Genomic DNA, 12,837 nt, shown 5'->3' with positions numbered 1-12,837 from the left:
GCGACGGCCTCGCCGCGCTGTGCGCCGAGGCCGGTGCCACCGTGGTCGCCACCGACCCCGGGAAGCCGCCCGGCGGCAGCGAGCTGGCCGAGGCGATCCTGCGGGCCCACGCCCGCGAGGTGGTGCTGCTGCCCAACGACGCCGAGCTGCGCCACCCGGCCGCGGCCGCCGCCGCGCAGGCCCGCGCCGAGGGCGTACGGGTCGCCGTCATCCCCACCCGCTCCCCGGTCCAGGGCATCGCCGCGCTCGCCGTGCACGAGCCCGCCCGCAGCTTCGACGAGGACGTCGTCGCGATGACCTCCGCGGCGGGGGCCACCCGCTGCGCCGAACTGGCCGTCGCCGAGCACCGGTCCTGGACCATGGCCGGGGTCTGCCAGGCCGGGGACGTCCTGGGCCTGATCGACGGCGACGTGGCGGTGATCGGCACCGAGCTGGCCCCGACCGCCGAGACGGTCCTGGACCGGATGCTGGCCGCGGGCGGGGAGATGGTCACGCTGGTGCTCGGCGCGGACCTCCCCGACGCGATCGCCGAGCGGCTGGAGCGCCACGTACGGGAGGGCCACTTCGCCGTCGACACGATCGTCTACCGGGGCGGCCAGCCCTCAGCGCCGCTGATCATAGGCGTTGAATGATGGGCGGCATGATCCGGACATGATCCCGGAATGATCCGCACCCGAATCCCGGGCATGACCCGGTGAATGGCCCCGCTTGTCGGTGGCGTGGTGTGCAATGGACTGCGTGCCCGTGCTGGATGAACCCCTGAAGAAAGTCCTCGGCGGCAACACCGCGAAGGTGATGGCCGAGCACCTCGGCCTGCACACGGTCGGCGACCTGCTGCACCACTACCCGCGGCGCTACGCGGAGCGCGGCGAGCTGACGCGGCTGGCCGATCTGCCCCTGGACGAGCATGTGACCGTCGTCGCGCAGGTCGCGGATGCCCGGGTGCACAAGTTCAACAGCGGCCGCGGCCAGCGGCTGGAGGTCACCATCACCGACGGCAGCGGCCGCCTCCAGCTCGTCTTCTTCGGCAAGGGCGTGCACAAGCCGCGCGGGGAGCTGCTGCCCGGCACCCGCGCCATGTTCGCCGGGAAGGTCTCGGTCTTCAACCACAAGCGGCAGCTGGCGCACCCCGAGTTCAAGCTGCTGCGCCCGGACAGCGGCTCGGACGCCGTGGAGGCGTTCGCCAACCAGCTGCTGCCGCTGTACCCGGCCTGCAAGCAGATGGAGTCCTGGCAGATCCAGCAGGCCATCGACACCGTCCTGGGCCCGGCGGGCCAGGAGGACACCGTGCTGGCCGGGCTGATCGACCCGCTGCCCGAGTCCCTCCGGGAGGGCCGCGGGCTGGCCACGCTGCCCGGGGCGCTGCGCCGCATTCACCGCCCGCGCACCAAGGCCGACATCGCCGCCGCGCGCGACCGGCTCAAGTGGGACGAGGCGTTCGTCCTCCAGGTCGCCCTCGCCCGCCGCCGCCAGGCCGACGCGACGGCGCCCGCCGCTCCCCGCAGGCCGGTGGACGGCGGCCTGCTGGACGCCTTCGACGCCCGGCTGCCGTTCACCCTCACCGACGGCCAGAAACGGGTCAGCGCCGAGATCTTCACCGACCTGGCCACCGACCACCCCATGCACCGGCTGCTCCAGGGCGAGGTCGGGTCGGGCAAGACGATGGTCGCGCTGCGCGCGATGCTCGGCGTCGTGGATGCCGGGGGACAGGCGGCGATGCTCGCGCCGACCGAGGTGCTCGCCCAGCAGCACCACCGTTCGATCACGGAGATGATGGGCGAGCTGGCCGAGGGAGGGATGCTGGGCGGCGCGGAGCAGGGGACCAAGGTCGTGCTGCTCACCGGGTCCATGGGGGCCGCGGCCCGCCGTCAGGCGCTGCTGGACCTGGTCACCGGCGAGGCCGGGATCGTGATCGGCACCCATGCGCTGATCGAGGACAAGGTCCAGTTCCACGATCTGGGCCTGGTGGTGGTCGACGAGCAGCACCGCTTCGGTGTCGAGCAGCGCGACGCCCTGCGTTCCAAGGGCAAGCAGCCGCCGCATCTGCTGGTGATGACGGCCACCCCGATCCCGCGGACCGTCGCGATGACCGTCTTCGGCGACCTGGAGACCTCCGTCCTGGACCAGCTGCCGTCCGGCCGTTCCCCGATCGCCTCGCATGTGGTCCCCGCCAAGGACAAGCCGCACTTCCTGGCCCGCACCTGGGAGCGGGTGCGGGAGGAGGTGGCGGGCGGACACCAGGCGTATGTGGTGTGCCCGCGCATCGGAGACGAGGAGGACGAGGAGAAAGCGGCGAAGGCGGCCAAGGCCAAGGCGGGGGAGGAGAAGAGCGCCGAGGACGAGGCGGAGAAGCGCCCGCCGCTCGCGGTCCTCGACGTCGCCGACAAGCTCGCCGCGGGCCCGCTGCGCGATCTGCGGGTGGAGGTGCTGCACGGCCGGATGGCGCCGGAGGCCAAGGACGAGGTGATGCGCCGCTTCGCCGCGGGCGGGGTGGACGTGCTGGTCGCCACGACCGTCATCGAGGTGGGCGTCAACGTTCCCAACGCCACCGCCATGGTGATCATGGACGCCGACCGGTTCGGCGTCTCCCAGCTGCACCAGCTGCGCGGCCGGGTCGGCCGGGGCTCGGCCCCGGGGCTGTGCCTGCTGGTGACCGAGATGCCCGAGGCGAGCCCCGCCCGGGTGCGGCTCGGCGCGGTCGCGGCCACCCTCGACGGCTTCGAGCTGTCCCGGATCGACCTGGAGCAGCGCCGCGAGGGCGACGTCCTCGGCCAGGCCCAGTCCGGCGTCCGCTCCTCGCTGCGGGTGCTCGCCGTCATCGACGACGAGGAGGTCATCGCCGCCGCCCGGGAGGAGGCCACCGCGATCGTCACGGCCGACCCCGAGCTGACCGGCTACCCGGAGCTGCGCACCGCGCTGGACGCCCTGCTGGACAAGGAGCGGGAGGAATTCCTCGACAAGGGATGAGCTGCAGGGGGTATGGGTGTCGGTCAGGCGGGAGCCCGGCATGACCGGCAAGACACCCCCTAAGCGCCGCGCGGGGCTCCCGAGCGGCGCCGGACGCCATATCGTGGAGGGCAGCGGCCCGGCGTACCGCCCGCCGCTGCCCCGAGCACCGCGTCGACCACCGCGAAGGACTGCCACACCCATGACCCGCGTGATCGCCGGAGCGGCCGGCGGACGCCGCCTGGCCGTGCCGCCGGGAAACGGCACCCGACCCACCTCGGACCGGGCGCGCGAGGGCCTGTTCTCCACCTGGGAGTCGCTGCTCGGCTCGCTGAGCGGGGCACGGGTCCTCGATCTGTACGGCGGCTCGGGCGCGGTCGGGCTGGAGGCGCTGTCCCGGGGCGCGGCCCATGTGCTGCTGGTCGAGTCGGACCCGCGCGCCGCCCGCACCATCCGGGAGAACGTACGGGCGCTGGGGCTGCCCGGCGCCGAGCTGCGCACCGGCAAGGCCGAGGCGACCATCGGCGGTCAGCCTCCGGCCACCGGCCCGTACGACGTCGTTTTCCTGGATCCGCCCTATGTGGTCAGCGACGACGATCTCCGCGAGATCCTGCTCACACTCCGTGGCAAAGGCTGGCTCGCACCCGATGCGCTGGCCACCGTTGAGCGCAGCACCAGAGGCGGGGAGTTCGGGTGGCCGGCCGGTTTCGAGGGACTGCGGTCCCGTCGCTACGGCGAGGGCACGCTTTGGTACGGTCGCGCCGCCTCGACGTGCGACAACGCGTCATGACCGGACCCGAGAGCGAGGAACTTCCGTTGCGCCGCGCAGTCTGTCCGGGGTCCTTCGACCCCGTCACCAATGGGCACCTGGACATCATCGCCCGAGCGTCCAAGCTGTATGACGTCGTCCACGTCGCCGTGATGATCAACAAGTCCAAGCAGGGGCTGTTCACGGTGGAGGAGCGGATGGATCTGCTCCGCCAGACGACCGCCGAGTACGGCAATGTCGAAGTCGAGTCCTTCCACGGGCTGCTCGTGGACTTCTGCAAGCAGCGCGACATCCCCGCCATCGTCAAGGGGCTGCGGGCCGTCAGCGACTTCGACTACGAGCTCCAGATGGCCCAGATGAACAACGGGCTGTCGGGGGTGGAAACCCTCTTCGTGCCCACCAACCCCACCTACAGCTTCCTCTCCTCCAGCCTGGTCAAGGAGGTCGCGGCCTGGGGCGGCGACATCTCCCACCTGGTGCCGCCGCTCGTCCTGGAGGCGCTGGACGAACGGCTCCGGCGGACGTGACCGCGGGCTGAGGGCTGACGGTGCGTCAGCGGGTGTCGGGCAGGCGCCCGCTGGCCGTACAGTCGGTCCCGTCTCATCCCCTCCGACTCAGACTGCGAGCACCCAAGGTGGACGTGCAGAAGAAGCTCGACGAGATCGTGAGCGCCGTCGGCAGCGCCCGGGCCATGCCCATGTCGGCCTCGTGCGTGGTCAACCGCGCCGAGCTGCTCGCCATGCTCGAAGAGGTGCGCGCCGCCCTCCCCGACTCCCTCGCCCACGCCGAGGAGCTGATCGGCGGGCGGGACCGGATGGTGGACGACGCCCGCCAGGAGGCCACGCGGATCATCGAGTCCGCGCACGCCGAGCGCGCCGGGCTGATCTCGGAGACCGAGGTGGCCCGGACGTCCCAGGAGGAGGCCGACCGGATCCTCGCTGAGGCCCGCCGGGAGGCCGAGGAGATCCGCGCCGAGGCCGACGACTACGTCGACAGCAAGCTCGCCAACTTCGAGGTCGTGCTCACCAAGACCATCGGTTCGGTGGACCGCGGCCGCGACAAGCTGCTCGGCCGGGCGCCCGGCGGCGACGGCATGGACGACGAGCCGGAGCGCAGCGCCGATCCGCACACCCTGCGGCAGCGCGCCGACGAGTACGTGGACACCAAGCTGGGGGCCGTCTCCGCGGTCCTCTCCAAGACCCTGGAAGCGGTCGGCCGGGGCCGTCAGAAGCTGCTCGGCTCCCGCCCGGCCGACGAGCTGGGCGTCCACATGGCCGCCCAGGACGCGACCGCCCAGGCCCTGCGGACCAGCGACGACGACTACTACGCGGAGCTGGCCCAGTCCCAGGGCGCCGCCGCGCAGCCCGCGGCCGTGCCCGTACAGCCGCCCGTCGTCCAGCCCGCCGCCGTGCAGCCCGCCGCGATGGACCCGGCGGCGATGGATCCAGCGGCGATGGACCCCGGGGCCATGAACCCCGCCGCGATGGACCCAGCGGTGGCCGACGCCGGGTACTACGCCCAGCAGCCGGGCTACCCGCAGCAGGACGCGTACGGCTACCAGCAGCAGGGTTACGTCCAGCAGCCGGACCCGTACGCCCAGCAGGCGGGCTATCCGCAAGCGGACGCGTACGGCGGCTGGCAGCAGCAGCCCCAGGGCTACGACCCGAACGGCTACGCCCAGCAGCCCCCGCCGCAGCCCCCGTACCCCCCGCAGCAGCCGGGAGCGGCGCTCGACGAGACCAGCCTGTTCGACACGAGCATGATCGATCTCGACCAGCTGCGTCAGTACGAGCAGGGGCGCTAGGGGCGCTATGGAGGCGCCCTTGACCCGATTGGGCCTGGGGCGGCCCGTCCAGTATCCTGGCTCTTCGGTCGCGCGTACGTCCGCGATCTCGGCTGCCCGCTTCAAGTCCGTGTCGGGTGGCCCGCCGCAGCGTAGAAAGCAGGAAGCCCTGAACGCCCGCCTCGACCACCGTGCCCCGCTCGTGTTCGACACACGTGAGCTGGGGCGGCGTCCTGGTGCGCTCAAGCGGGTCTCCCGCTCCGTGGCGGCCCCCAAGGACCTCGGCATCGAGGTCATCGGGGTGCGGGAAGGCGCGACCGTGGAGCTTGAACTCCGCCTGGAGTCGGTCATGGAAGGGGTGCTTGTCACAGGCACCGCCCGTGCACCGCTCACGGGGGAGTGCGTAAGGTGTCTGGAGCCGCTGGAGCGAGAGCTCGAAGCGGACTTCCAGGAGATGTACTCCTACCCCGACGCCGACGACCGGAGCCGCGACGCGGACACCGGCGACGACGCCGAGGAGGAGGACACGCTCTTCCTCGAGGCCGACCTGTTCGACCTCGAGCCCGTGCTGCGCGACGCGGTGGTGCTCTCACTGCCGTTGCAGCCGGTGTGCCGGGAGGACTGCCCCGGGCTGTGCGCCGATTGTGGTGCGCGGCTCGCGGACGACCCGGACCACCACCACGAAGCCGTCGACATCCGTTGGGCGGCATTGCAGGGACTCGCCGAGTCCATTCAGGACGGCGAGAAGGACAACGCCCCCCGCCAGCGCGGGGATGACCCACAGGAGAAGTAGCCGTGGCTGTTCCGAAGCGGAAGATGTCGCGCAGCAACACGCGCCACCGCCGGTCGCAGTGGAAGGCTGCGGTCCCCACCCTGGTGGCGTGCGAGCGCTGCCACGAGCCGAAGCAGCAGCACATCGCGTGCCCGAGCTGCGGCACCTACAACCGCCGCCAGGTCCTCGAGGTCTGATCGGCGGGTGACAGGCTCTATGTCGGACGCCAGCACGCCGTCCCGCAAGCGCGCGGGTGAACCTCGCGGAGGTCATCAGCGCGGCGGCGATACGGTCCAGGCGGACAAGGCCTCGTCCCACACGATCCTGGAAGGGCGGCTCGGGTACCAGCTCGAGTCCGCCCTTCTGGTGCGTGCGCTGACCCATCGCTCCTTCGCGTACGAGAACGGCGGTCTGCCCACCAACGAGCGGCTGGAATTCCTCGGGGATTCCGTGCTCGGCCTGGTGGTCACCGACACGCTGTACCGCATCCACCCGGACCTGCCCGAGGGCCAGCTGGCCAAGCTGCGGGCCGCGGTGGTCAACTCGCGCGCGCTCGCCGAGGTGGGCCGGGGGCTGGACCTCGGCGCCTTCATCCGGCTCGGCCGGGGCGAGGAGGGCACCGGGGGCAGGGACAAGGCATCCATTCTCGCCGACACCCTGGAAGCGGTGATCGGCGCGGTCTATCTCGACCGGGGGCTCGACGCCGCGGCCGAACTGGTGCACCGGCTCTTCGACCCGCTGATCGAGAAGTCCTCGAACCTCGGCGCCGGCCTGGACTGGAAGACCAGCCTCCAGGAGCTGACCGCCACCGAGGGTCTTGGGGTTCCGGAGTACCTGGTCTCCGAGACCGGGCCCGACCACGAGAAGACCTTCACGGCTGCCGCCCGCGTCGGTGGTGTCGCGTACGGCACCGGCACCGGCCGCAGCAAGAAGGAAGCCGAGCAGCAGGCGGCCGAGGCCGCCTGGCGCGCGATCCGCGCGGCCGCCGACGAGGCCCAGACGAAGGCCAAGGCCGCCGCTGAGGCTGAAGCCGCGGCTGAAGCCGAGGCCAAGGCCGAGGCGGAGGCCGTCACCGAGGATGCCGAGGCCGCCGGCGCCTCGGCCGCGGACTCGGCCACCACCACCCGCTAGGCACCGCCCCGGCCCCGGTCACCGACCGGGGCCGGAGTGCCGGTGATCCCTCCATCAGGAGTCACGTTGCCCGAGCTGCCCGAGGTCGAGGTGGTCCGGCGCGGTCTGGAGCGCTGGATCAGCGGCCGTACGGTCGCCGAGGTCCAGGTGCTGCACCCCCGCGCGGTACGCCGCCACCTGGGCGGCGCGGAGGACTTCGCGGCCCGGCTCAAGGGCCGCCGCACCGGGGCGGTCCGCCGCCGCGGCAAGTATCTGTGGCTGCCGTTCGAGGACACCGCCGAAGCGGTGCTGGCCCACCTCGGCATGAGCGGCCAGCTGCTCGTCCAGCCCGGCGGCGCCCCGGACGAGAAGCATCTGCGCATCCGGGTCCGCTTCGCCGACGACGTGGGCACCGAGCTGCGCTTCGTCGACCAGCGCACCTTCGGCGGGCTCTCGCTGCACGGCTCCGTCCCCGGCGACCTGGAGGGGCTCCCGGACGCCATCGCGNCGGCGACCTGGAGGGGCTCCCGGACGCCATCGCGCACATCGCCCGCGACCCGCTGGACCCCGCCTTCGACGAGGCGGCCTTCCACCTCGCGCTGCGCCGCCGCCGTACCACCGTCAAGCGCGCGCTGCTCGACCAGTCGCTGATCAGCGGCGTCGGCAACATCTACGCCGACGAGGCGCTGTGGCGCGCCCGGCTGCACTACGACCGGCCGACCGCCACGCTCACCCGGCCGCGCTCCGCCGAACTCCTCGGCCATGTGCGGGATGTCATGAGCGCGGCGCTGGCAGTGGGCGGCACCAGCTTCGACAGCCTCTACGTCAATGTGAACGGCGAGTCGGGGTACTTCGAGCGCTCCCTCGACGCGTACGGCCGGGAGGACGAGCCGTGCCGCCGCTGCGGCACCGCCATGCGCCGCCGCCCCTGGATGAACCGCTCCAGCTACTTCTGCCCGCGCTGTCAGCGCCCGCCGCGCCCGGCCGGGGCAGTGCTCTCGCCGCGCCGCCCGTCGTAGGCCTCCCGGGCCGTCAGCACCTCCGGCATCCGCTCCTCGACCAGCCCGATCAGCGCCAGCAGCCGCTCGGCGACCGCGTGCCCCAGCGGGGTGAGCCGGTAGTCCACGCGCGGCGGATTGACCGGCTGGGCCTCGCGGTGCACCAGACCGTCCCGCTCCAGCGCGTGCAGCGTCTGGGACAGCATCTTCTCGCTGACCCCGTCGACCCGCCGCCGCAGCTCGTTGAAGCGGCAGCCGCTCTCGGCGAGCGCGGTCAGGGTGAGGCTGCCCCACTTGCCGGTGACGTGCTCCAGCGTGGCGCGGGACGGGCAGGCGCGCGCGAACACGTCGAAGGCCTCGTCCCCGGTGGCGTCCCCTCCCGGACGGCTCCCGGCGGTGCGTTCACATTCCATGCACACACCATACGCGCAGCGCTCTCCCACGGGTTGCGCTGTCATCAGGTGAGCGAGGTGTGGGCGCAGCGGAACGCGGCCCGGAGCAGGCGTACGCCCGGGCCGCTCGCTCGTTCGCTCCGGCGGTCGCTCTAGTAGCCGAAGTCCTGGGTCCACCAGGGGCCGTCGTCGCCGAAGTGCGCGCCGACGCCGAGGGTCTTGTACTGGCAGTTGAGGATGTTCGCGCGGTGGTCGGGGCTGTCCATCCACGAGTCCATGACGTCCTGCGCGGTGGTCTGGCCGCGGCCGATGTTCTCCCCGCCCAGGTCCAGGATGCCCGCGAGCTTGGCTCGGTCCCAGGGGTCCTCGTTGTCCGGGCTGGTGTGGTCGAAGAAGTCGCGTATCGCCATGTCGTCGCTGAAGTCCTGCGCCAACTGGGCGAGTTTCCGGTCCTCGGTCACCGGCTGGCAGCCGGCCGCGGCCCGCTCCTGGTTCACCAGTGCGATGACCGCCTTCTCGGCGGCCGCCGCCCGGTCGGGCTTCTCCGGCGGAAGGCTGGGCACCGGGTCGGTCGTGGGCGTACGGGACGGGGTGGTCGAGCCGGAGCCGCCGCCCGAGGGGCTGCCGGGCTTGCTGCCGGAGGGGCGCTCGTCCGGGGTCTTGGACGGCGTTCCGGCGGGCTTCGAGGGAATTTTGGAGGGGGTCGTGGACGGTGCCTGCGGGCTGGCCTCACCGGGGCTCGTCGACGTCCCCGCACCGGCCGACGGGATGCCGGCGCCCGGGTCCTGGGTGTCCACGCCGGCGGAGGGCGACCCGCCCGCCTGTACCTGCCCGGCGGGTTCAGTGCCACCGCCGAGACCCGAGGGGCCGCCCGGAACTAAGCCGGAGGCCATGGCCACAGCGCCCACCGCGACCGCGGCGGACACACTCAACAGCCCGGTCCTCACCGGTGCGAGAGGGCTACGGCGCGGTCCCCGGTGGCGGCCGGCGCCCACCACGGGCGGCGTCGCGGATCCGGGGGCAGATCGTCGATGGCGGCCCATCTCCTGCCTTCCTTGTGTACGAGGGAGTCAAATGTGTGGCTTGTGTGGGCAACTCATGTGTCACTCGTGTGAGTGAGTCTTGTTGAGCCGGGACTGTACGCCATGCGGCAGGAGGTAGATGTGCCGAGGCGCCAATTAGCCGGTTAGCGTGCAGACATGAACGACAACGTGCGCCTCACCGCGTGGGTCCGCGGCCGTGTCCAGGGCGTCGGCTTCCGCTGGTTCACCCGGGCCAACGCGCTGCGCATCGGCGGCCTCGCCGGGTTCGCCTCCAACCTCTCCGACGGCCGGGTACAGGTCGTCGCGGAGGGCCCGCGTGCGGAGTGCGAACAGCTGCTCGACTGGTTGCGGGAGGGCGACACGCCCGGGCGGGTCGACGGTGTCACCGAGATCTGGGACACACCGCGGGGCGCCTACGACAGCTTCGAGATCCGCTGAGCCGGCGCCCGCGGGACCCCCGTTCGGCCCTCTTTCGACACCCCCCTGACCACGCCTTCCGTGCGCGCTGTGAGCAGAAATCGGCTGATGGTTGCGAACGGAGCCGCTCCGTGGAAGGCTGCGGAGCGTAGGAAGATCCCCAACCGCTACGGGTCCTCTGGAGAGCGGGCGGCGCAGCTCGCGCCCCCTTGTGCTCTCGGCCCTCGCGGTGCCGGCGGCATGTGATCGTGTTGACCCTCAAACCAATTGGTGAGACTCTGGAAGTCCCCGCGCACCTTAACTTGTCCGCCACCGCAGCACGGCAATATCGGCGAACATCGCGGGTGCGAATCCCTCACGACCCACACCGCTTCGGTCGGTCACTCATTGTGGAGGACCATCCATCATGGCAAAGGCGCTTCTCGGTTACGTCGGCGGCTCCGACCCCCGAGTCCTCGCCGAGATGCGACGGCTTCAGCAGCGCGTTCAGGATCTTGAATCCGAGCTTGTTCGGATTCAGGCCGAAAACGATGCGCTGTCCGCCGCCGCTCGTCACGGCGACTCGCTGCTCGAAAGCATCGACGTATCCCAGGCGGAGCCTGCGCTCGCCTGACCCAGCCCTCGGGCCGGTCGGGCTGCACCGTCAGCCGCTTGAGAATCTTCAAGGGACGCCTCGGCGTCCCTTCGTCGTTCCCCCCGCGTACCTTTGGCTTTCTCTTACCGACTGATGTGCCCCACCCCCTCACCGGTGAAACCGATCTTTGAGGAAAGCGGGAAAAAGCCGGGGCGGGTCCGCGGCGCCACGCGTTCGGGACGCTGCCGGACGAGGCCCGGAAGGTAGAGTCCAACGGCGTGCACCTGAAGAGCCTGACCCTGCGAGGCTTCAAGTCCTTCGCCTCCGCCACGACGCTCCGCTTCGAGCCGGGTATCACCTGCGTCGTCGGCCCCAACGGGTCGGGCAAGTCCAACGTCGTGGACGCGCTCTCCTGGGTCATGGGCGAGCAGGGCGCCAAGTCGTTGCGCGGCGGCAAGATGGAGGACGTCATCTTCGCCGGGACCACCGGCCGTCCCCCGCTCGGCCGCGCCGAGGTCTCCCTCACCATCGACAACGCCGATGGTGCGCTGCCCATCGACTACGCCGAAGTCACCATCACGCGGATCATGTTCCGCAACGGCGGCAGTGAGTACCAGATCAACGGCGACACCTGCCGTCTGCTGGACATCCAGGAACTGCTGTCCGACTCCGGCATCGGCCGCGAGATGCACGTCATCGTCGGCCAGGGCCAGCTCGACGGCGTCCTGCACGCCGACCCGACCGGCCGCCGGGCCTTCATCGAGGAGGCCGCGGGCGTCCTGAAGCACCGCAGGCGCAAGGAGAAGGCGCTGCGGAAGCTGGACGCGATGCAGGCCAACCTGGCCCGGGTCCAGGACCTCACCGACGAGCTGCGGCGGCAGCTCAAACCCCTCGGCCGACAGGCTGCGGTCGCCCGCCGGGCCGCCGTCATCCAGGCCGACCTGCGCGACGCCCGGCTGCGGCTGCTCGCCGACGACCTGGTCACCCTGCGCGAGGCGCTGCGCGCCGAGGTCGCGGACGAGGCCGAGCTGAAGAAGCGCAAGGAGGCCACCGAGGCCGAGCTGCGCACCGCCCAGCGGCGCGAGGCCGCCCTCGAGGAACACGTACGGCAGCTCGCGCCGCGGCTGCGCGACGCCCAGGAGACCTGGTACCAGCTGTCCCAGCTCGCCGAGCGGGTGCGCGGCACGGTCAGCCTGGCCGACGCCCGGGTCAAGAGCGCGACCACCGCCCCCGCCGAGGAGCGGCGCGGCCGCGACCCCGAGGACATGGAACGCGAGGCGGCCCGCATCCGGGAACAGGAAGCCGAGCTGGAAGCCGCCCTGGAGGCGGCCAGCCGCGCCCTGGACGACACCGTCGCGCACCGCGCGGAACTCGAACGGAGCCTGGCGCAGGAGGAGCGCCGGCTGAAGGACGTGGCCCGCGCCATCGCCGACCGCCGCGAGGGGCTCGCCCGGCTCCAGGGCCAGGTCAACGCCGCCCGCGGCCGCGCCGCTTCGGCCCGCGCCGAGATCGAACGCCTGGCCGCCGCCCGCGACGAGGCCCAGGCCCGCGCCACCGCCGCGCAGGAGGAGTACGAACAGCTCAAGGCCGAGGTCGACGGACTGGACGCGGACGACGCGGAACTGGCGGAGCGCCATGAGGCCGCCAAGCAGGAGCTGTCCGAGGCGGAGACGGCGCTGAGCGCGGCCCGCGAGGCCGCCACCGCCGCCGAACGGGACCGCGCCGCGACCGCCGCCCGGCACGATGCCCTGGCGCTCGGCCTGCGCCGCAAGGACGGCACCGGCGCGCTGATGGCCGCGGCGGACCGCCTCACCGGCCTGCTCGGCCCGGCCGCCGAACTGCTGACCGTCAGCCCCGGCTTCGAGGTCCCGGTCGCCGCGGCCCTGGGCGCCGCCGCCGACGCGATCGCCGTCACCGACCCCACGGCCGCCGCCGAGGCGATCCGCCACCTCCGCACCGAAGACGCGGGCCGCGCCGCCCTGCTCCTGGGCGCCCCCGCGGTCCCGGGCACGCGGACCGCCGCCGACGCGGAC

At 72.3% G+C, this 12,837-nt stretch carries 12 protein-coding genes and 2 pseudogenes; 12 read left to right on the top strand and 2 right to left on the bottom strand.

Translation table 11 applies throughout. The features are described 5' to 3' along the window. From EEJ42_RS23215 to mutM, 9 genes and pseudogenes are all read left to right on the top strand, one after another. Window positions 1-632, top strand: a pseudogene (locus EEJ42_RS23215) (DAK2 domain-containing protein); the annotation flags it as partial. A gap of 97 nt (window positions 633-729) precedes the next feature. Next, window positions 730-2,967, top strand: coding sequence for an ATP-dependent DNA helicase RecG (gene recG, locus EEJ42_RS23210; RefSeq protein WP_123102479.1), 2,238 nt, complete (start codon window positions 730-732; stop codon window positions 2,965-2,967). 181 nt (window positions 2,968-3,148) lie between these two features. Beyond that, window positions 3,149-3,736 (top strand): 16S rRNA (guanine(966)-N(2))-methyltransferase RsmD, encoded by a 588-nt coding sequence (gene rsmD / locus EEJ42_RS23205; RefSeq protein ID WP_009714768.1) that lies wholly within the window; start codon window positions 3,149-3,151, stop codon window positions 3,734-3,736. Continuing rightward, complete coding sequence (gene coaD / locus EEJ42_RS23200) at window positions 3,733-4,242, top strand: pantetheine-phosphate adenylyltransferase (RefSeq protein WP_123102477.1); 510 nt, start codon at window positions 3,733-3,735, stop codon at window positions 4,240-4,242. Before rsmD ends, coaD begins: the two co-directional genes overlap by 4 nt. A gap of 107 nt (window positions 4,243-4,349) precedes the next feature. Then, the gene (locus EEJ42_RS23195; RefSeq protein WP_123102475.1) at window positions 4,350-5,519 is read left to right on the top strand and encodes an ATP synthase F0 subunit B; all 1,170 of its coding nucleotides are present in this window, start codon (window positions 4,350-4,352) and stop codon (window positions 5,517-5,519) included. Window positions 5,520-5,700: 181 nt separating this feature from the next. Next, a complete protein-coding gene (locus EEJ42_RS23190) occupies window positions 5,701-6,291 on the top strand; it encodes a YceD family protein (RefSeq protein ID WP_184503218.1) in 591 nt (196 codons plus the stop codon). 2 nt (window positions 6,292-6,293) lie between these two features. After that, the gene (rpmF, locus tag EEJ42_RS23185) at window positions 6,294-6,467 is read left to right on the top strand and encodes a 50S ribosomal protein L32 (protein ID WP_009714764.1); all 174 of its coding nucleotides are present in this window, start codon (window positions 6,294-6,296) and stop codon (window positions 6,465-6,467) included. 19 nt (window positions 6,468-6,486) lie between these two features. After that, the gene (rnc, locus tag EEJ42_RS23180; protein WP_123102473.1) at window positions 6,487-7,401 is read left to right on the top strand and encodes a ribonuclease III; all 915 of its coding nucleotides are present in this window, start codon (window positions 6,487-6,489) and stop codon (window positions 7,399-7,401) included. A gap of 66 nt (window positions 7,402-7,467) precedes the next feature. Beyond that, window positions 7,468-8,399: pseudogene (mutM, locus tag EEJ42_RS23175) on the top strand (bifunctional DNA-formamidopyrimidine glycosylase/DNA-(apurinic or apyrimidinic site) lyase). Here mutM and EEJ42_RS23170 read toward each other — a convergent pair. Then, on the bottom strand, window positions 8,345-8,791 hold the full coding sequence (locus EEJ42_RS23170) for a winged helix-turn-helix transcriptional regulator (protein ID WP_123102471.1): 447 nt from the start codon (window positions 8,789-8,791) through the stop codon (window positions 8,345-8,347). The pseudogene mutM and the gene EEJ42_RS23170 overlap by 55 nt on opposite strands. A 131-nt stretch (window positions 8,792-8,922) precedes the next feature. After that, window positions 8,923-9,813 carry a CAP domain-containing protein gene (locus EEJ42_RS23165; RefSeq protein ID WP_123102469.1) on the bottom strand — a complete coding sequence of 297 codons (891 nt, stop codon included), beginning with the start codon at window positions 9,811-9,813 and terminating at the stop codon, window positions 8,923-8,925. Window positions 9,814-9,969: 156 nt separating this feature from the next. Between EEJ42_RS23165 and EEJ42_RS23160 the strand changes: the two genes are divergently transcribed. The 3 genes from EEJ42_RS23160 to EEJ42_RS23150 form a co-directional block, all read left to right on the top strand. Next, on the top strand, window positions 9,970-10,251 hold the full coding sequence (locus EEJ42_RS23160) for an acylphosphatase (RefSeq protein ID WP_009714759.1): 282 nt from the start codon (window positions 9,970-9,972) through the stop codon (window positions 10,249-10,251). Window positions 10,252-10,636: 385 nt separating this feature from the next. After that, window positions 10,637-10,843, top strand: coding sequence for a hypothetical protein (locus EEJ42_RS23155; protein WP_055547295.1), 207 nt, complete (start codon window positions 10,637-10,639; stop codon window positions 10,841-10,843). 239 nt (window positions 10,844-11,082) lie between these two features. Next, a partial coding sequence (locus EEJ42_RS23150; RefSeq protein ID WP_148082018.1) for a chromosome segregation SMC family protein occupies window positions 11,083-12,837 on the top strand: 1,755 nt, incomplete at its 3' end.

The sequence above is a fragment of the Streptomyces botrytidirepellens genome (assembly GCF_003721215.1).
In the GTDB taxonomy this organism is placed as follows: domain Bacteria; phylum Actinomycetota; class Actinomycetes; order Streptomycetales; family Streptomycetaceae; genus Streptomyces; species Streptomyces himastatinicus.
Note: the sequence above shows the minus strand (reverse complement) of the source record. Positions and strands in the feature narration are given on the sequence as shown.

Excerpts from the sequence above, each read along its gene's own strand:
- recG (WP_123102479.1), top strand. The coding sequence starts at position 730 with ATGGACTGCGTGCCCGTGCTGGATGAACCCCTGAAGAAAGTCCTCGGC.
- rsmD (WP_009714768.1), top strand. The coding sequence starts at position 3,149 with ATGACCCGCGTGATCGCCGGAGCGGCCGGCGGACGCCGCCTGGCCGTG.
- coaD (WP_123102477.1), top strand. The coding sequence starts at position 3,733 with ATGACCGGACCCGAGAGCGAGGAACTTCCGTTGCGCCGCGCAGTCTGT.
- rnc (WP_123102473.1), top strand. The coding sequence starts at position 6,487 with ATGTCGGACGCCAGCACGCCGTCCCGCAAGCGCGCGGGTGAACCTCGC.
- EEJ42_RS23170 (WP_123102471.1), bottom strand. The coding sequence starts at position 8,791 with ATGGAATGTGAACGCACCGCCGGGAGCCGTCCGGGAGGGGACGCCACC.
- EEJ42_RS23165 (WP_123102469.1), bottom strand. The coding sequence starts at position 9,813 with ATGGGCCGCCATCGACGATCTGCCCCCGGATCCGCGACGCCGCCCGTG.
- EEJ42_RS23160 (WP_009714759.1), top strand. The coding sequence starts at position 9,970 with ATGAACGACAACGTGCGCCTCACCGCGTGGGTCCGCGGCCGTGTCCAG.
- EEJ42_RS23155 (WP_055547295.1), top strand. The coding sequence starts at position 10,637 with ATGGCAAAGGCGCTTCTCGGTTACGTCGGCGGCTCCGACCCCCGAGTC.